Here is a 22,019-nt window from a genome sequence, read left to right on the forward strand (position 1 = left end):
AGCGAGCCTGCTCGCGAAGAGGCCATTCCATCCAACATCAATAGCGTCTGACACTCCACCATCGTCGAATCGCCGCCCGGAGCAGGCTCGCTCCCACAGGGGTACCGGTTACGTATCTCAATGTATACAGCCCCGCCCCAGACACACCCCGCACTCAAAACCCCGCCACAACGACACACCGCAGATACACCCCATTGATGAAATACGCCTGTCGATTGGCCACGCCGATCAAAGCGCTCAACTCACGGGGCATGCCGTTGCCCCGCCTCCCTGACCTGAAAGAGAGCAACGTCCATGAGCACCTCCATTTCTTCGGCCGTCAAAGGCCTGCACCTGAACCTCGACCGTGCCGGCGACTGGGTTGCCCCCCTGGCGCTGCGGGTGTTCCTCTCCTGGGAATTCCTCGAATCCGGCCTGGAGAAATTCAACGGCCAGAACTGGTTCACCGATATCCAGGCGCGCTTCCCGTTTCCGTTCGACCACCTTCCAGCGACGCTGAATTGGGAGCTGTCGATGTGGGCCGAACTGATCTTCGCCGTGACCTTGCTGGTGGGCCTGGGCACACGTTTTTCGGCGTTGAGCCTGATGGTGGTGACCCTCGTCGCAACCGCCGCCGTGCATTGGCCCGCCGACTGGCACAGCCTCAGTGAACTCGCCCAAGGCTATGCCATCAGCAACAAGGGTTACGGCAACTTCAAGCTGCCTTTGATCTACCTTGTGGCCCTCACGCCGCTGCTACTGTCGGGTGCCGGTAAGTTCAGCATCGATGCGTTGCTGGCGCGTTTCATCTGGCGGCGCTGAAACGAAAGTTGCAACGCAGACAAACAAAAAGGGGACTTCCATAAAGTCCCCTGTTTTTTTGCCCGGAACTAACCCATCACTTCTTCCAGCCCGATCTGTACGGCCAGTTTCGGATGCGCGCTGCGTTCATGCACTTGGGATTGCGGGGTGCGGTCGATCAGCAGGCTCAGCAGTTCCGGGCGGCTGTAGTGGCCGCGGGAATCCATCATGCGCTTGCGCTTGTCGATCAGGCCCATGTCGAGGTCGGCGATCACCTCGCCCTCACCTTCCTGCAACGAACCCAGGACCGTGCCATCCGGGCTGATGATCGCGGTATAGCAACCGCCGGAGATCGGGCCGATGGCGCAACCGGTGTCGGCCATGATCTGCGCCTGTTGTTCGGGGTACAGCCACGCCGTCGAGTTGACCACAAAGCACGCGGCCTCCAGGGCATGCTGGCGAATGCTGACTTCCATTTGCGCGGCGAACTGGGGACCGGCAAACGACCCCGGGTACATCGCCGCATGGATCTGTTCGCCATCGGCCATCAAGGCATAACGGGCCAGCGGGTTGAAATGCTCCCAGCAGGCCAGTTGCCCGATGCGCCCGACCGCGCTGTCGACGGCCCGCAGGCCGGAGCCGTCGCCCATGCCCCAGATCATGCGCTCGTGGTAGGTCGGGGAAATCTTGCGGCGACGCTGGATCAGCGAGCCGTCGGCATCGAACAGCAACTGCGTGTTGTACAGCGTGCCGCCATCGCGCTCGTTGACGCCGATGGACACGACCATGCCCGCTTGCCTGGCCGCAGCGCCGATGGCATCGGTGGCGGCCGAAGGCACGGTGACCGCCTGGTCCAGCAGCTTGAGGTGTTCGGCGGCCATTTCGAACGGTGACTGCACGTAGGAAAAGTACGGGTAGTACGGCACGACGGTTTCCGGGAACACGGCGAATTGCACACCCTGTTCGCCGAGTTCGAGAATCTTCTGCACCACTTTGTCGACGGTGCCTTCACGGCTGTAAAGAACAGGGCTGATTTGTACGGCGGCGGCTTTGACGAGGGTCATGGCGGTGATCTCATTGAGGGATACGTTTCAACAAGATCAAGATTACGCATATAATAAAAAGGCTTGAATGTCGTATACACCACCTTTCAGGACATCATGATTCAGCCCCGATTGGCACGCTGGATCACCTGCGGCGGCTGCCCGAACGCCCGAATAAATGCGCGGCGCATACGTTCCCGGTCACCAAAGCCGGTGTCCGTCGCCACCACATCGATGGAGTGCCGCCCGGTTTCCATCATCAACCGCGCCGACTCGACCCGCAGGCTTTCGATGGCCTTGGCCGGAGACTGGCCGGTTTCGGCATGAAACACCCGGCTGAATTGCCGAGGGCTGAGATTGGCCGCGCTGGCCAGTTCTTCGACTGACAGCGCGGACTTGAGATTCTGCTTGGCGTAGTTCAGCGCGGCCTGTATGCGATCGGTCTTGGGGGCCAGTTCCAGCATCACCGAAAACTGCGACTGCCCGCCCGAACGCCGGTGATACACCACCAATTGCCGCGCTACCTTGCGTGCCACGTCGGCGCCCAGATCGTTCTCCACCAGCGCCAAAGCCAGATCCACGCATGCGCTCATGCCGGCAGCCGTCCACAGGTGGCCGTCATTGATGAAGATCCGGTCTTCCTCGACCTTCACGTTCGGGTACGCCTTGCGAAAGGCCGGCACATGCGCCCAATGGGTGGTCGCCCGCCGACCATCGAGCAACCCCGCCTCCGCCAAGGCAATCGCCCCCGTGCAAATCGAACCCAGACGCCGGGTGCCATGACTGGCACGGCGCAAAAACTCCAGCATGCCTGGCGTGGTCGGGCGGATCAGGTTGTCGCCCAGCACCAGCAGCGTATCGAACCCGCGCTGGTCGAACGCTTCGGTCTGCACAGCAAAACCGGCGGACGTTTGCACCAGGCCGCCCGGCTCGGACAGCAAGGCAATGCGGTACAACGGCTCGTCACCGGCACTGTTGGCCAACTCGAAGGCGGCACACATGGCCAGGCCCAGAACCTGGAAACCGGGGTAAACAATGAGTCCGATCTGGTGCATGGCAATATGACCATAAACGTGGCATGCCTGAAGTTCAGGCCAGAGACTTGTACTCTAACCCGAACAGCAGGCGCCGGACATCAGGCTGGAGCACCTCGCGCATTGGCGGATGGCGACGGATAATCAACTGGTTTCCATCCCACCGAGGAATTGAAGGATGTCACTGACTCTTTATTTCCATCCGCTCTCGTCGTTCTGCCACAAAGCGCTGATCGCTCTGTATGAACTGGAAATCGAGTTTGAAAAAAGGATCATCGACCTGGGCAACGAGGCTGACCGGGCCGAGCTACAAGCACTTTGGCCACTCTGCAAATTCCCGGTGATCCGCGATCACGACCGCCAACGGGACGTACCCGAGTCGAGCGTGATCATTGAGTACCTGGACCGGCTTCATCCCGGCCAGGCACGCCTGATTCCGGATGATTGGCAAGCCGCGTTGGAGGTGCGCCTGTGGGACCGTTTTTTCGACCTGCATGTCCAGGTGCCGATGCAGAAGATCGTCGCTGACCGAATCTATGCCGCAAACGGCGACCTGACCCGCGAACGTGCTGCGCTGATGACGGCGTACGGCATGCTTGAACGCCAGTTGGCCGCAAACACCTGGGCAGCCAGCCCCGCCTTCAGCATGGCTGATTGCGCCGCTGCTCCGGCGCTGTTCTACGCCAGCACCCTCGTACCCTTTCCTGACGATCATCGCCACTTGAGTGCTTATTTCGACAGGTTGATCCAAAGGCCCTCGGTCAAGCGGGTGATCGACGAGGCAAGACCGTATTTTTCCTTGTATCCGTTTGCCGAGGCTATCCCGGAGCGCTTTCGGTAGCGGTAGATGGGCGAACGGGAGGCAAAAAAACAACGAATCGACGAATAATAACCGTCGGTCGAGTGTTATCTGATTATGTGGGAATAAAAAATGGCAGGGGCGGCTGGATTCGAACCAACGCATGGCAGGATCAAAACCTGCTGCCTTACCGCTTGGCGACGCCCCTGTATCTGTTGCGATGAGTGCCTGGCACTCGCTTTCTTGAGTGGCAACAAGACCTGTTGCCTGCTCTCGCGACTGGCTCCCTGAGGGCCGCTGCAAGAGTGGGCGCAAATTTACCAACATTTTCCTCATATGGGAAGCCCAAACAAAAAAAATTGTTCATTAAAACAGACGCTTAGTGTCGAGCCGAATCTCGGGGTGCTATCGGCGCACTTTCACCCCGAACAGCTCTGCTACGCTTTTCCTAACTCGAATTGAATCGGGAATCGTTTACGCAACACCCTTCCCTTGCCATTTGAGGGCGCCAAAAGTGAAAGGCAAATTAATGGGGGCCGCTGCAACCCTTCTGGTTCTCGGGACCGCGATTTATGGGTTGAACACTTGGGAACACATCCAGGACCAGCGGCAGGAAGCGGTCTGCAAGGCCGCCCGGGAGCATCTCAATGGACTGGAAACCCAGGCACGAGCCTTTGCCTCCGGGTTGACGGTCGAAGCCTATGCCGAAGCCGAAAAAGCCGAGGCCGGCCAGTTGGTTCTGGCGCTCGATACCGCCAAGAATGAAGCCGAAGTCGATGCCGTCATCGACAGGCACGCCGCTGCCATCGAGGCGCAGATATCCGCCGAGAACGCTGAGGTTCAATCCCGAGGCGAACAACCCTTCCTCGGTCAGGAAATGAAAAAGCAACGCATCCCCACCGACGTCAAACAGGAATTCAAACGAGCTGAGAAAGCCGTCGCCGACACCTGCGGATAGTGTCGCCCGCCAGCTCCAGGCTTGTCGCCAGCGTCCAGACTTCAGCAAAAGCGGTTTCAAGCTGGAACAGGCGAGTGCGCCGTTGCGACGCACTCGCCGGTCACTCAGTGCGGCGCGCGCGGGATGGTCTTGAGCAGGTCTTCGGGGCTGATGTGACCGACCACGCTGCCCGGTTGCGGCAGGTTGAGGATGTGGCCTTTCATCTTGCCGATGATGTGCATCTCGCAAGGCTTGCAGTCGAACTTCAACGTCAGCACTTCATCGCCGTGGATCAGTTGCATCGGCGCAACCTTGGTGCGCACGCCAGTTACACCTTTGGCCTGTTTCGGGCACAGGTTGAAGGAGAAACGCAGGCAGTGCTTGGTGATCATCACCGGCACCTCGCCGGTTTCCTCGTGGGCCTCGTAGGCCGCGTCGATCAGCTTGACGCCATGGCGGTGATAGAAGTCCCGGGCCTTCTGGTTGTAGACGTTGGCCAGGAACGACAGGTGCGAATCCGGGTACACCGGCGGCGGCGTGGTTTCGGCCTTGCGGCTGCCCCGCGGGTGAGCCGCGATCCGCGCCTCGGTCAAGGCTTCAATCACTTCGCGGCGCAATGCCTTGAGCTGCGAGTTCGGGATGAAGTACGCCTGCGGCGCGTCCAGCTTGATGTCGATGGCGTGGTACTGCGTGGTACCCAGTTGGCCGAGCAAATCCTGCAATTGCTCCAGCGCCTGTTCCGGCTTGTTGGCTGCGCCGAACGGGCCAGCCAGGGTGACGCTGGCGCTGATGCCCTCTTCGCTGGTAGCGGTCAGTTCCAGCTGGTCTTCACGCAGGCGAGCGACCCAGTTCAGGGCAATGCGACGCTCGGCGGAGGTCTTTTGCAGCGCCTGTTGCCAGTTGTGATCGAGGTTGCGATTCAGCGGGTGGTTGGGGCGCAGCTTGTACATCCCCTCCGGCATCTCGTTGGGCTCGACGCGATAGCGATAACGCTTCTCGCCGTCCTCCTCGAATTCGCCTTTGGGTTCGGCGATGTTGGCGCGAAAACCCACCACTTCACGCTTGACCAGCACGTTGAGGCCGTCGCCGTTGGACAGTGGCTCGTGCGTCACGACCTGCATGTCACGCTTGGCGACTTTCTCGACTATACCCACCGGAAGACCGGTGAAGGTCGGCGAGTCAAAGGCGCCGATATCGATCTTGCGGTCAGTGACGAAGTAATCGGTGCTGCCACGGTGGAAGGTTTTTTCCGGGTCGGGCAGGAAGAAGTGCGCGGTGCGGCCGCTGGAGGCGCGGGCCAGGTCCGGGCGGTCTTCGAGCACGGCGTCGAGGCGCTGGCGGTAGTAGGCGGTGATGTTTTTCACATAGCCCATGTCCTTGTAGCGGCCTTCGATCTTGAACGAGCGCACGCCGGCCTCGACCAGGGCGCGGATGTTGGCGCTCTGGTTGTTGTCCTTCATCGACAGCAGGTGCTTTTCGTAAGCGATCACCCCACCCTTCTCGTCCTTGAGGGTGTACGGCAGACGGCAGGCCTGGGAGCAGTCGCCACGGTTGGCGCTGCGCCCGGTTTGCGCGTGGGAAATGTTGCACTGACCGGAAAACGCCACGCACAACGCGCCATGGATAAAGAACTCGATGGCCGCGTCGGTTTCATCGGCGATGGCGCGGATCTCCTGGAGATTCAGCTCGCGGGCCAGCACCAGTTGCGAGAAACCGGCCTGATCGAGGAACTTCGCCCGTTCCAGGGTGCGGATGTCGGTCTGGGTACTGGCATGCAGCTCGATCGGCGGAATGTCCAGCTCCATCACCCCCAGGTCCTGGACGATCAGCGCATCGACGCCGGCGTCGTACAACTGGTGGATCAGCTTGCGGGCCGGCTCCAGTTCGTTGTCGTGCAGGATGGTATTGATGGTGGTGAACACCCGGGCGTGGTAGCGACGGGCGAACTCCACCAGTTCGGCGATATCGCTCACTTCGTTGCAGGCGTTGTGGCGGGCGCCGAAGCTCGGGCCACCGATGTAGATGGCATCGGCGCCATGCAGAATGGCCTCGCGGGCGATGGCCACATCGCGGGCAGGGCTGAGCAATTCCAGGTGATGTTTGGGCAAAGACATAGTTTTTTTAGTCAGGCTTGTCACGGTCGAGGCGTGCATTGTAGCGGCGAAACGCCTGACCGGCACCCGTATGCTGCCAGGTGGTGGCCTTGGGCAGATCTGCCCTGCCTGAATCCTTGTAGGAGCGAGCTTGCTCGCGATGGACGTTAACGATGACGCGGGCATTCTGTATGCACGCGTCGCCCTTATGTTCATCGTCGGAACGCCGCCCGGAGCAAGCTCGCTCCTACAGTATTGTGTGTGTGTTGCTTCGATCAGGCCTTGGCCGCCATCGCGGTCACTTCCACGCGCATGCCTTCAACCGCCAACGAGGCAACCCCGACAGCGGCGCGCACTGGCCATGGCTTGGCGAAGTAGCGCTTGTAGACTTCGTTGAACGCGGCGCGGTCGGCCATGTCGGTGAGGTAGATGGTCAGGTGCATCACGCGATCCATGGAGCTGCCGGCACGCTCCAGCGCGACCTTCAGCGCTTGCAGGGTGCATTCGCTTTGCAGGGTGATGTCGCCCAGTTCCAGGCTGCCGTCGGCGCGAGTGGGGATCTGGGTGGAGACCAGCACGCCACCGAAACCGACGACGTCGGAGGAAATCGAATCCGCATCGGGATCGGGGGTAAAGGTCAGGTCGTGGTTTGCCATGGGGACTCTCTTGTTGGATGGGGGTGAGGCAGGTGCCTTTTGGCCCACCAGTTTACAGGGCCATGCCCGGGTGTGCGACGGCAGGCCCTGGCAGATCAACAAGCAATCAACACCGAGCCCTGATCAGAAGGTCTTGCTGGCGCTGACCACGACGGTTGCGGTGCACACGTCGCCATAGCCGTAGTAGCTCGTGCACTCATGCGTGGACAGGTCGGTGTCGACGTAGGCCAGCGCCCAGTCGACGCCCACGGAGCTGTGGGTCAGCCGGGCTTCCCACTCGTGATAGTCGCCACGGGTAGCGCCGTCGCCGGCAATGAACACGTCATCCTTGAAATCGAATCGGCCATAGCGCACCTCCAGCCCCGTGTCCGCTGGTAGCGCGTAGCTGTAGCCCAGATAGGTGTAGAGCGTGTCCTGGTCCTTGCCCACATAAGTCTGCAAATCGTTGGAATAGTAAGTGGCGAACTTGAAGCCATAGGCTTTGACGATGGCGTAGACCTCGCTCTGGTTGAAGTCCGATTGCCTGGCGTAGGTGTACTTGAGGTAGCCAACGTCGAGGCTGACGTCATCGGTGATCTGCTTGTAGAAGCCCGCGTAGAAATCCTGCTCCAAGCGGGTTTTATAGTTCAGGCCGAAATCGACATTGGAGGTCCAGACCCCGGCGTAGGCGCCGCTGCTGTGCAGCAATGTGGCGTCCAGTTGCGCCGCAGGGTCGCCCAGGGTCAGTGACAAGCCACGGCTGCGGTAGTCGCTGACCACCGCCGGCTTGAGCATCAGTTGAAAGTCATCGTTCAGCGTAATGGCGTGGGCGGCCAGCGGCAAAAAAGTGCAGGCGACAAACAGGGTCAATGCAGGGCGATGCATGTTTCAGGTCCTTTCTTATTATTGAGTCGGCAAGGCTTCGCCCTCCCCTTGCCGGCAGGGCAAAGGGTGGGCGAACAGGGGGGAGTTACGGGCGGCTGTAGACTTCGCGGCCGGCGAAGTAAGTCTTCAACACTTGGGTGTCGGCCAGTTGCGTTTCAGGCGCGCTGAACACATCGCGGTCGACAACGATCATGTCGGCCTGCTTGCCTGGGGTCAGCGAGCCGATCTGCTGTTCCAGGCCAATGGTTTTCGCGGCGTTGCGGGTGTAGGCGTAGAACATGGTTTCGCGGTCGATGGCTTCTGCCTGGTTCAGCACACCCTTGGGGCCTTTACGGCTGATGGCTTGCCCGATCGCTTTCCACGGATCCGGTGTCGACACCGGCCAGTCGCTGGCCCCGGAGATCGTCGCGCCGTTCTTGAGCAACGAACGCGCCGGGTACATGAACTGGAACTGCATGGCATTGATGTAAGGCTGCAGCAGATCGATGCTCAGCTCGTCTGCCGAGGCCCAGTAAAGCTGCATCGATGCGATGACGTTGAGCGGCTTGAACCGGGTGAATTCCTTGGGGTTGACCATCTGCAAGTGGGTGATGGAGTGGGCCACGTTGTTGTGCCCTTCGCGACGCGCCTGCTCGATGCCATTGAGGCTTTCACGCACCGCTCGATCACCGATGGCATGCACATGCACCAGCCAGCCGCGGGCATCGGCGGCCCCCACCAGTTCACCGAAGTGCGCCGGGTCGATCAGCAGTTCGCCGCCCTTGAGCGAGTTCTTGTAGGGCGACAGCAACGATGCGGTTTGTGCCGGAAATTCGGCGACGCCATCGGCGAACACCTTGATGCCCGGCAGGCTCAGATTGTCGACACCAGCGAATTGCTCGCGCACCTGCTCCACCACCTCAAGGTCGGCGGGTTTGCTCTTGGGGTTGACGACCATCAGGGCGGCCACGTGCAGGCGCAGTTCACCCTTGTCCGCCAATGCCTTGTAGGCCGGCAGCACCCCGACGTTTTTCACCGTGGGCTTGAAGTCGAACAACGCATCCCCGGGCACCGCGTTGGCCGCCGGGTCCATCAGCGCCGTCACGCCCAGGCTGTGATAAAGGTCGCGGGCCGCTTCGGCGGCGCTGATCAATTGCTCAAGACTGGCCGGCGGCAGCTGCGACATCACCGCCGACAAGCCGGCATCGGCGACGAAACCGTTGGGGGTGTTGTCGTCATGGTGGCCGATGGTCGCCACCGCTTCGCCCGTGAGTGCCTTGACCCGCTCGGCATCGATACCGGCGCGCTTGAGCAGGGTCTTGTTGGCCCAACCGGTGTGGTAATCCCACCCGACGAACAGGATCGGCGTGTCCGTCCATTCACCCTGGTTGAAGCGCTTTTCAAACTCCGCCACCTGGCTCCAGTAGGTCGAGGGCGTTCCACCGACGACCAGAATGTCGCCATGCCGGGCCTTGCCGTTGTCGCGCCACTCGCGCAAGCGCTGCTCCAGTTCGTCGAACGGCAGCATTTGCGTCTCAAGGTCCGCGGACTTGAGCTTCACCCCGCCAAACACCGCGTGGCTGTGGGTGTCGATGAAACCGGGCATCAACACCTTGCCCTGCAAGTCAATGACCTGCGTGCCGGGGTCCTTGAGGGCCAGCACCTCGGCGTCGCTGCCGACCTTGACGACTTTCCCGTCCTCCACGGCCACGGCCTGTTGCAGCGCCTTGCCCTGCTCGGCGGTAAAGACTTTGCCGTTATGCAAAATCAGATCGGCGGCCGCCATGCTTTCCATAGAGGAAAGACCAATAGCCATGGCCAATGCCGACTGGATAATCCGCTTCATCGTCCCGCACCTTTTTTCTTGTAGGAATGCCGTGAGACTAGCGAACCGGGCGGCGGTAAAGAATACTCGGCCCACGTAACACATACTTTCCAAACAGGAAACACTGAATGGACCAGCTCAGCGCCATCGCGATGTTTGTCGAAACCGCCGACCAGGGCAGTTTCACCCGTGCCGCTTCGCAATTGGGCAAAACCACCTCGGCCCTGACACGGGCCATCACCCACCTGGAAGAGGAATTGGGCACGCGCCTGTTCGAGCGTTCCACGCGACGCATCGCGCTGACCGAGGCCGGGGAAATTTTCCTCGCCAGTTCGCGACAAGTGCTCACGCAACTGGAGCAAGCCCGGGAAGACATCGGCCAGTTGCAGCGGGAAATGTATGGCCTGCTGCGCGTGACCGCCCCGCCCTCGTTCGCGCCGGCCTTTTTCAATGAGGTGTGCTGTCGTTTTCTCGAGCGCTACCCGCAGATGCGCCTGGACGTGGTGCTCACCGATGAGTTCGTCGACCTGGTCGAAGGCCGGTTCGACCTCGCGGTGCGGGACGGCCCGGTGGAATTGCCCGACCTGATCACCCGCCCGCTGACCGCCAACCGCATCCTCTTGTGCGCCAGCCCCCGCTACTTGCAACGCAACCCGCTCGAGGTGCAACCGCACACGTTCAATCAACACGATTGGCTGCTGTTTCGTCACCCGGCCCTGAACCCGCATTACTGGTGGCTCGAACAGGAGGGTGAACGCAAACGAATCACCCAGCCGATACCGCGGCTGAGCAGCGACAACTATGACTTCCTGTTCGGCGCCCTGCTGGCCGGCCGGGGTTTGCAGTTCTGCCCGCAGTGGAGCGCCGCCCCGTACATCCGGCGCGGTGAACTGGTGCAACTGCTGCCGGACGCCGACCTCGACCCCGAGCAGTTCGGCCGGAAAATCCACGTGATTTACCCGGCGCACCGCCGCCATACCCGCAAGCATCAGGCGTTTATCGAGTGCCTGACCGAGTACCTGGACGAGCAGGCGTTGCATTGAGGCAGGCATCCGCTGCCCTTGAAATCACACCCGGTCAGCCGAACTGCGCCCGGGTCATTGCAAGGGCGAGAACTTCGCGGGCAGGTAGATGGTCGAGCGCATGTCGCGCAGTTGCGGGCCGGAGTTTTCCGGCGGCCAGACGCCGTCGGCGACCGCTTGGGTGCGCACTTGCAGACGTTGCTCCAAAGTGGTCCAGGGCCAGATGTGCAGATAGCGCGGCAGCGCGCCGTCGGTGGCGTAGAACGCTGCGTACACCGGCGAATACTGTTCGGCGGTTCGCGCTTCGATGGCATTGCTCCAGCCGTCGAGGGTGGGCTGCAACCCGCTGCTGACCAGGTCGTAGACGCGCAGTTCGTAGAATGGACCGTGCGACCCCGCGCTCAAGGGTTCGAGGAAGGGAAACAGCGTGTAGTTTTCGACGCGCAGATCGGTGATGAACTCGTTGACGCCAAACGCCCCGCCCCCCAGCAGGAAACGCTCGCGCTCCACTTGTCTTGAGTGCTCGTCGGCGTAACCGCGCAGCACGGCGATCTGGTTCAACTGGCCGATTTCCGAGGCCCAGCAGCCCATCAACACCCCGCCGACTTCCGGCTTCGCCAACTCAGCCTCGATGCTTACCAGCGCATCGGCCACTGTGCGCACGCGCACGGTAAAAGTGATCAGTTCAAATAAACGCATAGCGACTCCGCCCACCGGTTTGCCAAAAGCACACAGCCTATGACAGCCCCCGTTGGCGGGATATTGAGACGAACCCCATCGGCAACGGCATTTGCCGCAGTGTTCTAGGTAGTTTCTTTATTGGGATGAAGGCGAAGCATCAGCCACGTCCTTCCAATCGGCCGTTATCGGCCCAGCCGATTCAAACCTGTGAATTATCGATTTGTGCAGCAGTCCGTGGACCGCGAGCATGGCGTCACTTCCAACAACAAAAACCAAGGACCCGCCATGACCGCCCGATTTCACAATCCAGTGGATACCCGCTTCGGCTGGGGGAGCTTGCAAGAGCTTGCCGCCATCACCGAACATCAGAACGTTGCCGTCGTGACCTTTCCCGAAGCCCGTGGCCTGGGGCTGGTGGATCGCCTTCAAGCGTTGCTGGGCGAACGCTTGGTCTACGTGATCGAGGATGTCCAGCCCAATCCCGATGTCGCGCAACTTCGCGCAACCTATGAACGCTTCTGGCAAGAGGCCGGCGATTGCCATGCGGTGATTGCCGTCGGCGGCGGCAGTGCCATCGACACCGCCAAGGCGCTGATTGTCGGCACCGAGTCCGGCCGCTTCGATGAGCTGCTGGCATTGCTGGCAAGCGGCAAACCCTTCGTTCCGGTTCGCAGTAAACAGCTGATCGCGGCCCCGACTACGGCAGGCACCGGCAGTGAGGTCACGCCCTGGGCGACGATCTGGGACGCAGCCAACCACAAGAAGTACTCCCTGCACCTGGACTGTACCTGGCCAAAGGTTGCGATCATCGATCCGCAACTGATGCTCACGGTGCCGGCCAGCGTCACCGTTTCCACCGGGCTGGATGCACTGTCCCACGCGCTGGAGTCGATCTGGAACATCAACGCCAACCCGCTTTCCGACACCTTCGCCATCTCTGCCATCGAGGACATCCTCGAATGCCTGCCCTTGCTGCGGCGTGACCTGTCCAACCAGGAACTGCGCTCACGGATGGCCCTCGCCGCACTCAAGGCCGGCATGGCGTTCTCCAACACCAAGACCGCACTGGCCCACTCCATTTCCTATGAGATGACCTTGCACTACGGCTTGCCCCACGGCATTGCCTGCTCCTTCACCCTGCCACTGGTGTTGGGCCTTGCCTGGGGCCACGACGAGACGCGCGACAAGACCCTGCAACGGGTTTTCGGGCCAGACCTGGATAAAGCCCAGGCCCGATTGCGCGCCTTCCTGCACAGCCTGGATGTGAAAACCGAGTTCGCCGACTACGGCGTGACGGCCGAAGAGGCCCAAACCATGATCGATTTCGCCCTGCAAGGCGCACGCGGCAAGAACTTCATCGGCTCACGAGCGGCCTAGGGCTCGCCAGCCCCCAAAGACACTACACTGCCAGCGGCGTAACGAGCCGCGACGATTTCCTGCCGCACCTGAAAAAGAGTGCACCCTGCGATGCAACTCGCAGGGAACGAACAAGAATAAGGAAAAGATCATGAATCGTGCCCAAACCATGCCAGGTCTCGCCGTACACACCGCATCGTTTCGCGTCGCCCAGTGGCGCATGCTGCTGGCAGCCATGTTTTGCTATCTGTTTTTCTATACCGGGCGACAAACGTTCGGTTTCGCCATTCCCGGTATCCAGGCCGAGTTCGGCTTTACCAAAGAGCACCTTGGCTGGGCATCGGCCGCCATGCTCTGGGCCTACGCCATTGGCCAGGCCATCAACGGCAACCTCGCCGACAAATTCGGTGGCCGACGCATCATGACCATGGGCGCCGTGCTGTCCTGCGGCGCCAACTGGGTGACCAGTTTCGCCAGCGGTTTTGCCGGGCTGATCCTGCCCTGGGGCATCAATGGCTACTTCCAGGCATTGGGCTGGGCACCGGGCAGTCGGCTGATCTCCAACTGGTGGAGCGCGGGCGAACGCGGCAAGGTCTACGGCTTCTATGTGTTCGCGGCCGGCTGCGCGTCGGTGCTTTCCTACGTGACTTCGATCGTCGTGCTGGAAGTGATGCATCTGGAGTGGCGCTGGATCTTCCGCCTGCCGGTATTGCTCATGCTGGCGGGCGGCATCATCTTCTATCTGGTGGCCCGCGAGCGTCCGCAAGACCTGGGTTTCGAACCGCCTGCCGACACCGGTGTGGCCAACGCCGAGGACAAAAGCCATGAAGTGGCCCATGGCGAAGTCGAAACTTCCGCGCAGCGTTACAAGGCGGTTCTGAAAAACGTTCGCCTGATCATCGCCGCCGTGTCCCTGGGGTTCCAGAACGCCGCCCGCTACGGTTTGATCGTCTGGGTGCCGGTGCACTTCCTGGGTGCCAACTGGAAGACCGGCGACAGCATGATCGATCCGAAATGGATCACCGTGGCCCTTCCGGTCGGCATGGCCATCGGCGCGCTGAGCAACGGCTGGATCTCGGACAAGCTGTTCGGCTCCAAACGATACCTGGCGATCATGCTCTACATGTTCCTCGGCGCGGCGACCAGTTTGTGGATGTGGACCCTTGCCCCCCACAGCGCAACCGGCCTTGTGGCGTTGTTCCTCTGCGGTTTCTTCGTGTACGGCCCCGCTTCCAGCTTCTGGGCGCTGTGCCCGGACCTGGTGGGCGCCAAGCGCGCCGGCACCGCGACCGGGGTGATGAACTTCTCGTCCTACCTGTTCGCTGGCCTGGCGGAACCGCTGATCGGCAGTATGCTCGACAGTACCGGCAACACCTCGCTGATCTTCATCGTGGTCACCGCTGCCTGTCTCTGCAGCGCGTCGGTGGCGCTGTTCATCAGGCGTTGATGGCCCGGCTGGACAGATTGAATCAATGGCAGCGGCTCAGGAACAGGATCGTCTATGTACCAGTACCACAAGTGGCTACGTTCATTTCATGCGGTGGCCAAGACCGGCAGCTTCACCCTCGCCGCCGAGTATTTGAGCGTCGGCCAGCCCACGGTCAGTGAGCAGGTCAATGCCCTGGAGAAGAAGTTTTCCGTGGAACTGTTCCATCGCCGCGGCCGCTTTATCGAAATGAGTGCCGCCGGGCACCAGCTCTATGCGATTACCCAGGGCCTGTTCGGCCAGGAGGATGAAGCCGTGCAATTGCTGCAAAGTTTCAAGCAACGCAAGACCGGCATGCTGCGCCTGGGCGCGGTGTCGCCGCCGATTGCGATGAACCTGACCTACGAACTGATGCAAAGGCACCCGGACATCGAGCTGGAAACCTCGTTCTCCCCGGAAAAAGAGACCCTGGATCGCCTGTTCAACTTCGATATCGATGTGGCGATCCTGGCCCTGTCCGAATTCGACCAGCGTTTTGACACGCAGCTTTACCGGCGCTACCCGATCATTGCCGTGGTGCGTGACGACCATCCCTGGGCCCGGCAGAAAGAAGTACATGTCGAGCAGATCAGCGAGGAGAAATGGGTGCTGCGGGAAAAAAGCTCCCGTACTCGTCAACTGGTGGAGGAAAGCTGCAAGCGCCTGGGCGTTGAGCTGAATTGCGTCATGCAGTTGAACAGCCGCGAGGCCATCGTGCATGCCATTGCCAAGGGCATCGGCATCGGTTTCGTCTCGGCGGTCGAGTACGCCGAAACCCCGGGCACCAAACCGATCACCTTCGTCAACCACCCGTTTTCCATCGACTACCACCTGTGCTGCCTGGGCATTCGCCGAAACCGGCCAATGATCGCGGAGCTGTTCGACTCGAGCCCAACGCCGGCCATCTGATTTCGCCTCACCCTTGAGCAATCCATAGGCCTACTTCCTGGCAACAGGAGGGACGGCCTGCCCACAACAAAAAATGGAGAAATACCATGAACTACCAACAACCGACCCAACTGCAAGCCGTGGTCCTGGACTGGGCCGGCACCGTCGTCGATTTCGGCTCCTTCGCCCCTACGCAGATTTTCGTCGAAGCCTTCGCCGAGTTCGGCGTCGCCGTTTCGCTGGAAGAGGCGCGGGGCCCGATGGGCATGGGCAAGTGGGATCACATCCGCACCCTGTGCAATCAACCGCAGATCGCCGAACGCTACCGTGCAGTGTTTGACCGCCTGCCGACCGATGACGATGTCACCGCATTGTACGAACGGTTCATGCCATTGCAGATCGAGAAAATCGCCCTGCACTCAGCCCTGATTCCCGGCGCACTGAACACCATCGATGCCTTGCGCGACAAGGGCCTGAAAATCGGCTCCTGCTCCGGTTACCCGGCCGTGGTCATGGAAAAAGTGGTCGAGCTGGCGCGGCACAATGGCTACGTGGCGGACCATGTGGTGGCCACCGACGAGGTGCCGAACGGCCGCCCCTACCCGGCCCAGGCCTTGGCCAACGTGATTGCCCTGGGGATCAGCGACGTCGCCGCCTGCGTCAAGGTCGACGACACCTGGCCCGGCATTCTCGAAGGCCGTGCCGCCGGGATGTGGACGGTCGCGCTGACCTGTTCGGGCAATGCCCTGGGCTTGACCTACGAGCAATACAAGGCCCTGCCCTCCGACAGGCTGGACAGTGAGCGGGCCCGTATCGTCAAGATGTTCGAAGGCTCGCGCCCGCACTACCTGATCGACACCATCGTCGATCTGCCGGCGGTCATCGAAGACATCAATGCGCGACTGGCGCGAGGTGAAACGCCGCAAGGATCCTGACCTGATTCAGGCGTCAAGCGGCCGTCCCACGGGCGGCCGCCTCACTTGAAAAAATCACTCGGCGTCTTGCCGAACTGTTTCTTGAACATCGTCGTGAACGCACTCGGGCTGTCGTACCCCAGCTCCCCGGCGATGTCGATGATCTTCTCCCCGACGGCTATTCGTTCCAGTGCCAGCAGCAATCGTGCTTGCTGGCGCCATTGGCCGAAGGTCATGCCGGTTTCCTTGCGGAACCTGCGCTGGATGGTTTTGGCGTCGAGGCTCAAGCGGGCGCTCCAGTCCGACAGTGTCGAGCCATCCCCCGGATCACGTTGCAACGCGGTGCAAATCAGGTTGATACGTTGATCGGCGGGCTGCGGCAGGTTCAACGGCAAGGTCGGCAGGATCGTCAGTTCGTCCAGAATCAGCCGCAGCACCCGGGCTTCCCGCGAGTCCGGCTCACAGGCAAAGTCGAAATCGACCGAGACCTTGATCAGCTCACTCAGCAACGCGGAAACACTCACTGCCCGGGTTTCGGCGGGCAGGTCCAGGCTCGGGTCAGGGCGCACGAAAACGCTGCGCATCTTGATCGCCCCCACACAGCGAATCGAGTGTACTTCTCCACTGGGCATCCAGATGCCCCGGCTCGGCGGCACCGTCCATTGGCTGATGGCGGTGTGCACCACCATCACGCCTTCGATGGCATAGATCAGTTGATGCTTTTCATGGGAGTGCGGCGCGATGATCCAGTTTTCCGGGTAGTCGGTCGCACTGCTGCGCACGCTCCAGCCGCCCTGGTCGATCTCCGCAAGAAATGCCTGCAATGGTTTGATCATGGCGCCCTTTTTGCGATGGTCCATGCCCGAGTTGCGCGAGACGGGCGTCTTTGAGGCCCCTAGGATAACGCCGAACCCTGAAATTGGCTGCGCCTTGCGTTCGCAGTTCGCGTTATTTATCCGGAAGATCGCCCATGTCGACCACCACCCTCAGTTCACCCTCACCCACCGCTTCGGTGGCCAGCCAGGCCAGCCCTCTGGTCATGCGCGTCATCGGCGCCTGCGCGCTGGCGCACCTGATCAACGACCTGATCCAGGCCGTGCTGCCGTCGATCTACCCGATGCTCAAGGCCAGTTATGGCCTGAGCTTCACCCAGGTCGGGCTGATCACCCTGACCTTCCAGCTCACGGCTTCATTGCTGCAACCGTGGATCGGTTTCTACACCGACCGTCATCCCAAACCGTGGCTGTTACCGGCCGGCATGGTCTGCACCCTCATCGGTATTCTGATGCTGTCGATGGTCGGCAGCTTCCCGGCGATTCTCGTGGCCTCGGCACTGGTGGGCGTCGGTTCGTCGACCTTTCACCCGGAGACCTCGCGGGTGGCGCGGCTGGCCTCGGGCGGTCGCTACGGCCTGGCGCAGTCGACCTTTCAGGTCGGTGGCAATGCAGGTAGTGCCTTCGGCCCTTTGCTGGCCGCCGCGATCATCATTCCCTATGGCCAGGGCAACGTCGCCTGGTTCGGCCTGTTCGCGGTGTTCGCCATCCTCGTGCAATACGGCCTGAGCCGCTGGTACCGCAATCACCTGAACCTGTTCAAGCTCAAGCAAGGCAGCAAGGCCACCCACGGCCTGTCGAAACGGCGGGTGACCTTCGCCCTGGTGGTGCTGGCGTTGCTGGTGTTCTCCAAATACTTCTACATGGCCAGCTTCACCAGTTACTTCACCTTCTACCTGATCGAGAAGTTCGACCTGTCGGTGGCCAGTTCGCAGCTGTACCTGTTCCTGTTTCTTGGCGCCGTCGCGGCGGGCACGTTCTTTGGCGGTCCGATCGGCGACCGGATCGGCCGCAAGCAGGTGATCTGGTTCTCGATCCTCGGCGCCGCACCCTTCACCCTCGCCCTGCCCTACGTCGACCTGTTCTGGACAGGCGTGCTGAGCATGATCATCGGCTTCATCCTCGCCTCGGCGTTCTCGGCCATCGTGGTCTTCGCCCAGGAACTGGTGCCCGGTAACGTCGGCATGATCGCCGGGGTGTTCTTCGGGTTGATGTTCGGTTTCGGCGGGATTGGTGCCGCGCTGCTGGGGCACCTGGCGGATATCCATGGCATCGAATACGTGTACACCTTGTGCTCGTACCTGCCGCTGCTGGGAGTTTTGACGATCCTGTTGCCTTCGACCCGGAGTGCTCGCTGAAGGACTCAGCCGATCACTTTTGCTACCAGCCTTGTAGCACTCGGTAACACCCGGCCCTGTTGCGGTGCGTCTTGTTGGCGACGCACCGCCACCCCGCCCGCTCCACACGGGCAAAACCGCCATGGCGTACTTTGTGCATCCAATGGCCATCCTCTTCTGCCTGTAGCCGCCATGCGCCCCAAGGAACTGAAAGTCTGGACCACCGGTGTCGCCCACCTGCTCGACCTGCCTGCCGGGCATGGGCGGCTGTCGGGGTTGAGCCATTGGCTTCGGCAAATCTGCCCGGTCGATCATTTCGTGTTGTTTGTCTACGAAGGCAATCACCGGCCACTGGCGTTGTTCGATACCTTCTCGGCGGACAAGCGGGCGGTGTATGTCGACGACTATCAGTGCGGGCCTTACCTGCTCGACCCGTTCTACCTGGCGTGCACACGCGGGCAGGCGCCGGGGCTGTGGCGTCTGCGCCAGTTCGCCCCCGACCACTTCTACCTCGGCGAGTACTTCCTGACCTATTACCAGCAGACCGGACTGGCCGAGGAAGTGGCGTTCTTCGTCGACCTCGGCGGTGGTGCCATGGCGGTGTTGTCGTTGATGCGATCGAGCGCCAGCTGTGCGTTCAGCCGGGATGAAATGCAATTGGTCGAGTGCGCGCAAGCGGTGGTCGAGCAGGTCATCAATGAGGCCTGGCGTTTGCGTCAGGCTCAGGAGCCGCGACCGGCGAAAGACCTGGACTTCAAGATCCGCGAAGCCTTCGACCATTTCGGCGCGCACATCCTCACCGGCCGCGAGCAGGAAATCGTTCAACTGTTACTGCGCGGCCACTCCAGCGCCTCGGTGGCCGAACAACTGAACATCAGCCCCGGCACGGTGAAGATTCACCGCAAGAACATCTACGCCAAGCTGGGGATTGGGAGCCAGTCGGAGTTGCTGGGGTTGTTTATTCGGGAGTTGACGGAAGATCCGTTGCAGGCTTCCGGCCTCAAGCTGCAAGCCTGAGGCCTGTCGGTATACGCAAATCCCTGTGGGAGCGGACTTGCCCGCGATAGCGGCAACCCATTCAACATTGATGTGTCTGACATACCGCCATCGCGGGCAAGCCCGCTCCCACAGGTCTACTGGTGATCTGAAGATTGTGGTCAGGGCGGATCAAGCTGATCCAGCGCCCGGTTCACCGCCAGTTCACCCAGCATGATCACCTGCGCAATCCCCAACAGCGCATTGCGGCTCGTCCCCTCCAGATGATCCACCAGATCGTTGGCCATGACATTGGCCGACGCCAGCGACTCACACGCGTGCACCAGCAAGGTTTCGGCACTGAGTTCGGGATTGACGATGAACATCGTGCCGGGTTTGCGCGGGGTGGCCATGATTGCAGGGCCGGGGTTTAGGTAATGATCGAGGGCGCGCTCGGCGGCTTCGTGGAGCTTGTTTGAATCGAGGCTTTCGTACGGGGATGCGGGATCGGTTTCCGGCGGGTTGGGTGTGACTTTGAACATAGTGAAACTCCTTACATCGTAAAAGGAGCCATCACTCTCACGCTACCAAACGAAGGGTGGTGGCCATACGCAGGTTGGTAGACCGGGATGCAAGGAGACCGGCGCGCCCAAAGGCGCCCTGTGCATGGCCACCATAAAGCAGAGTAAAAAAACGCTGCAGATGATGACGCTTTGCACCTCACATAGCCGGGCTACCAAACCCGATCACTGTTGTTATTCAGCGACCGACAAACGATAAAACCCAGCCCCAAGGCGCACAAGCCGGCGGATTCTGGCGTACCTGTAGGCAACGACGCAAGGCGTTGTAGCTTTCATGAAGTAACGCTTACAGCTATTAAACACGCATGTTTAAACCATGCTGAATGACTGGATTCAATCGACCTGCCAGCGTTGAAATCTTTCTATAGATTCAGGAAATATCCCACGCGCTTTTAGGGTTGGCCGTCGGAAGTGCGAGGTTTAATTTGGCAGCTCCAGGCAAATACAAGAGATGGCGAAGGAGACTAAATTGGCACCTCTAAACCAGCAAAAAAATACAGTCCGGTATGTAAAAATCCTGAAATACGCCATCAATGTGCTTGGCAATCAGCGGTTGGCTAAGGACTGGCTAAAGAGACCTTGCAAGGGTCTGGAAGGCAACATCCCGCTGGAACTGATCCGCAACTCGCATGGCTTCCAGAAGGTTGAGAATTATCTGGCCCGGATTGAACACGGGGTTTATCAATGATCGTTACGCCATACGTCTACTGAAAAACTTTCTCCACCCCCTCCTATCCCCCAAGGGATATATACACCGCAAAACCCCGATTGCTAGTTTGGCCCCCGACGCACTGATTCATCACTGCAAGGGAGCCCGTCTCGTGAACAACACCCCGCCAAGCGATATCGAATTCTGCAATGTGGTCAAACGCTATGGCGAGGTGCAGGCCGTCAGCGGTCTGGATTTCGCGGTGCGGCGTGGCTCGTTTCATTCCTTTCTCGGCGGCTCGGGCTGTGGCAAGACCACCACCCTGCGCATGATCGCCGGCTTCGAACAGCCCACCAGCGGCGAGGTTCGTCTGGCCGGCAAGAGCGTGGCCGGTGTGCCGGCTTTCGAGCGGCCGGTGAACATGGTGTTCCAGCATTACGCGTTGTTCCCGCATTTGACCGTGGCGCAGAACATTGCCTACGGCCTGCGCTATCGCACCCCGCGCCCGGACAAAAAGCAGCAACTGCGCATGGCCGATGAGGCGCTGGAGATGGTGCGCCTGAGCGGCTTTGGCCAACGCAAGCCGAGTGAATTGTCCGGCGGCCAGCAACAGCGTGTCGCCCTCGCCCGCGCCTTGGTCAACAAGCCGACCGTGTTGCTGCTCGACGAACCGCTGGCGGCGCTGGACCGCAAGCTGCGCAAGGAGATGCAGTCGGAACTGCTGCGTTTGCAACGGGAGGTCGGTATCACCTTCGTACTGGTCACCCATGACCAGGAAGAAGCCCTGTCGATGAGCGACAGCATCAGCGTGATGCACAACGGTTCGATCATCCAGACCGCCACCCCGGAACAACTCTACGAAGCCCCGGCCAGCCGTTACGTGGCTGACTTTATCGGCGAGTCCAACCTGTTCGACGGCACCGTGCGCCAGCTCACCGGCAACTCGGTGGTGCTGCGTACCGAGCAAGGGCTGGAGCTGACCAGCCCGCTGACACCGACCGGCAAAGGCCTGAGTGCCAACGCCGCTGGTTGCATTGCGGTGCGGCCGGAGCTGATCAGCATCGCCAGCGCCAACGCCGAGATGACCCGGGAAGTGAAGCTGCAAGGCTGCGTCGAGGACCGCATCTACCTGGGCAATTCCACCGAGTACCGCGTGCGCACCCAGGCCTTCGGCGTGGTCTGCGTGCGGGTGCCGCGCCAGCAGGATCACGGCGCCAATGCATTCGAACACGGCGCGCCAGTGCGCGTCGGCTGGGATCACGCCAATGGCCTGGCCATGGCGTTGTAAATCATCGATTCGTTTCATCA

General features: G+C 60.9%; 21 protein-coding genes and 1 tRNA gene. 12 read left to right on the forward strand and 10 right to left on the reverse strand.

Features of this window, described 5'->3' with window-relative positions:
* Positions 1-294: 294 nt before the first annotated feature.
* Complete coding sequence (locus VC35_RS01660) at positions 295-801, forward strand: HvfX family Cu-binding RiPP maturation protein (protein WP_046037347.1); 507 nt, start codon at positions 295-297, stop codon at positions 799-801.
* Positions 802-869: 68 nt separating this feature from the next.
* Here the strand turns inward: VC35_RS01660 and VC35_RS01665 are convergent, their stop codons facing one another.
* Together VC35_RS01665 and VC35_RS01670 are read right to left on the reverse strand one after the other, a co-directional pair.
* A complete protein-coding gene (locus VC35_RS01665) occupies positions 870-1,844 on the reverse strand; it encodes a nitrilase-related carbon-nitrogen hydrolase (RefSeq protein WP_046037349.1) in 975 nt (324 codons plus the stop codon).
* Between the two features lie 101 nt (positions 1,845-1,945).
* A complete protein-coding gene (locus VC35_RS01670; RefSeq protein WP_046037351.1) occupies positions 1,946-2,878 on the reverse strand; it encodes a GlxA family transcriptional regulator in 933 nt (310 codons plus the stop codon).
* Between the two features lie 157 nt (positions 2,879-3,035).
* Here VC35_RS01670 and VC35_RS01675 point away from each other — a divergent pair, with 157 nt between their 5' ends.
* Positions 3,036-3,698 carry a glutathione S-transferase family protein gene (locus tag VC35_RS01675; RefSeq protein WP_046037353.1) on the forward strand — a complete coding sequence of 221 codons (663 nt, stop codon included), beginning with the start codon at positions 3,036-3,038 and terminating at the stop codon, positions 3,696-3,698.
* Between the two features lie 91 nt (positions 3,699-3,789).
* Here VC35_RS01675 and VC35_RS01680 read toward each other — a convergent pair.
* Positions 3,790-3,864, reverse strand: a tRNA-Gln gene (locus VC35_RS01680).
* Positions 3,865-4,185: 321 nt separating this feature from the next.
* Here VC35_RS01680 and VC35_RS29825 point away from each other — a divergent pair.
* Positions 4,186-4,614, forward strand: a complete 429-nt coding sequence (locus tag VC35_RS29825; protein ID WP_046037354.1) for a hypothetical protein — start codon at positions 4,186-4,188, stop codon at positions 4,612-4,614.
* A gap of 104 nt (positions 4,615-4,718) precedes the next feature.
* Here VC35_RS29825 and VC35_RS01690 read toward each other — a convergent pair whose 3' ends face one another.
* The 4 genes from VC35_RS01690 to VC35_RS01705 form a co-directional block, all read right to left on the reverse strand.
* Positions 4,719-6,707, reverse strand: coding sequence for a peptidase U32 family protein (locus VC35_RS01690; RefSeq protein WP_046037356.1), 1,989 nt, complete (start codon positions 6,705-6,707; stop codon positions 4,719-4,721).
* A 254-nt stretch (positions 6,708-6,961) separates the two neighbouring features.
* A complete protein-coding gene (locus VC35_RS01695) occupies positions 6,962-7,342 on the reverse strand; it encodes a RidA family protein (RefSeq protein WP_008021538.1) in 381 nt (126 codons plus the stop codon).
* Positions 7,343-7,465: 123 nt separating this feature from the next.
* A complete protein-coding gene (locus VC35_RS01700) occupies positions 7,466-8,206 on the reverse strand; it encodes a TorF family putative porin (RefSeq protein ID WP_046037361.1) in 741 nt (246 codons plus the stop codon).
* 85 nt (positions 8,207-8,291) lie between these two features.
* Entirely contained in the window at positions 8,292-10,031 is a 1,740-nt protein-coding gene (locus VC35_RS01705) for an amidohydrolase (RefSeq protein WP_046037363.1), read from the reverse strand.
* A 107-nt stretch (positions 10,032-10,138) separates the two neighbouring features.
* On the opposite strand from VC35_RS01705, the gene VC35_RS01710 reads away from it, so the two are divergent.
* The gene (locus tag VC35_RS01710; protein ID WP_046037364.1) at positions 10,139-11,053 is read left to right on the forward strand and encodes a LysR family transcriptional regulator; all 915 of its coding nucleotides are present in this window, start codon (positions 10,139-10,141) and stop codon (positions 11,051-11,053) included.
* Positions 11,054-11,107: 54 nt separating this feature from the next.
* On the opposite strand, the gene VC35_RS01715 is transcribed toward VC35_RS01710, so the two are convergent.
* Positions 11,108-11,731: an NIPSNAP family protein gene (locus VC35_RS01715; RefSeq protein WP_046037365.1), complete on the reverse strand. Its 624-nt coding sequence runs from the start codon at positions 11,729-11,731 to the stop codon at positions 11,108-11,110.
* Positions 11,732-11,998: 267 nt separating this feature from the next.
* Here VC35_RS01715 and psrA point away from each other — a divergent pair, with 267 nt between their 5' ends.
* The 4 genes from psrA (at position 11,999) to phnX (ending at position 16,357) form a co-directional block, all read left to right on the forward strand.
* Complete coding sequence (gene psrA / locus VC35_RS01720; protein WP_046037366.1) at positions 11,999-13,090, forward strand: iron-containing alcohol dehydrogenase PsrA; 1,092 nt, start codon at positions 11,999-12,001, stop codon at positions 13,088-13,090.
* A 130-nt stretch (positions 13,091-13,220) separates the two neighbouring features.
* Positions 13,221-14,516 carry an MFS transporter gene (locus VC35_RS01725; RefSeq protein ID WP_046037367.1) on the forward strand — a complete coding sequence of 432 codons (1,296 nt, stop codon included), beginning with the start codon at positions 13,221-13,223 and terminating at the stop codon, positions 14,514-14,516.
* 54 nt (positions 14,517-14,570) lie between these two features.
* Positions 14,571-15,443 carry a LysR substrate-binding domain-containing protein gene (locus VC35_RS01730; RefSeq protein ID WP_046037368.1) on the forward strand — a complete coding sequence of 291 codons (873 nt, stop codon included), beginning with the start codon at positions 14,571-14,573 and terminating at the stop codon, positions 15,441-15,443.
* Positions 15,444-15,529: 86 nt separating this feature from the next.
* The gene (gene phnX / locus VC35_RS01735; protein ID WP_007980567.1) at positions 15,530-16,357 is read left to right on the forward strand and encodes a phosphonoacetaldehyde hydrolase; all 828 of its coding nucleotides are present in this window, start codon (positions 15,530-15,532) and stop codon (positions 16,355-16,357) included.
* A 41-nt stretch (positions 16,358-16,398) separates the two neighbouring features.
* Here the strand turns inward: phnX and VC35_RS01740 are convergent, their stop codons facing one another.
* A complete protein-coding gene (locus VC35_RS01740; RefSeq protein ID WP_046037438.1) occupies positions 16,399-17,172 on the reverse strand; it encodes an AraC family transcriptional regulator in 774 nt (257 codons plus the stop codon).
* 134 nt (positions 17,173-17,306) lie between these two features.
* On the opposite strand from VC35_RS01740, the gene VC35_RS01745 reads away from it, so the two are divergent.
* Together VC35_RS01745 and VC35_RS01750 are read left to right on the forward strand one after the other, a co-directional pair.
* Entirely contained in the window at positions 17,307-18,527 is a 1,221-nt protein-coding gene (locus VC35_RS01745; protein ID WP_046037369.1) for an MFS transporter, read from the forward strand.
* A gap of 171 nt (positions 18,528-18,698) precedes the next feature.
* Positions 18,699-19,523 carry a response regulator transcription factor gene (locus VC35_RS01750; RefSeq protein ID WP_046037371.1) on the forward strand — a complete coding sequence of 275 codons (825 nt, stop codon included), beginning with the start codon at positions 18,699-18,701 and terminating at the stop codon, positions 19,521-19,523.
* 140 nt (positions 19,524-19,663) lie between these two features.
* Here VC35_RS01750 and VC35_RS01755 read toward each other — a convergent pair whose 3' ends face one another.
* Positions 19,664-20,023 (reverse strand): DUF6124 family protein, encoded by a 360-nt coding sequence (locus VC35_RS01755; protein WP_046037373.1) that lies wholly within the window; start codon positions 20,021-20,023, stop codon positions 19,664-19,666.
* Between the two features lie 508 nt (positions 20,024-20,531).
* On the opposite strand from VC35_RS01755, the gene VC35_RS01760 reads away from it, so the two are divergent.
* A complete protein-coding gene (locus tag VC35_RS01760) occupies positions 20,532-20,750 on the forward strand; it encodes an MbcA/ParS/Xre antitoxin family protein (RefSeq protein WP_223467356.1) in 219 nt (72 codons plus the stop codon).
* Positions 20,751-20,883: 133 nt separating this feature from the next.
* Positions 20,884-21,999, forward strand: a complete 1,116-nt coding sequence (locus VC35_RS01765) for an ABC transporter ATP-binding protein (RefSeq protein ID WP_046037375.1) — start codon at positions 20,884-20,886, stop codon at positions 21,997-21,999.
* The last annotated feature ends 20 nt before the right edge of the window (positions 22,000-22,019 follow it).

Origin of the sequence: Pseudomonas fluorescens (assembly GCF_000967965.1) — a bacterium.
In the GTDB taxonomy this organism is placed as follows: Bacteria; Pseudomonadota; Gammaproteobacteria; order Pseudomonadales; family Pseudomonadaceae; genus Aquipseudomonas; species Aquipseudomonas grandcourensis.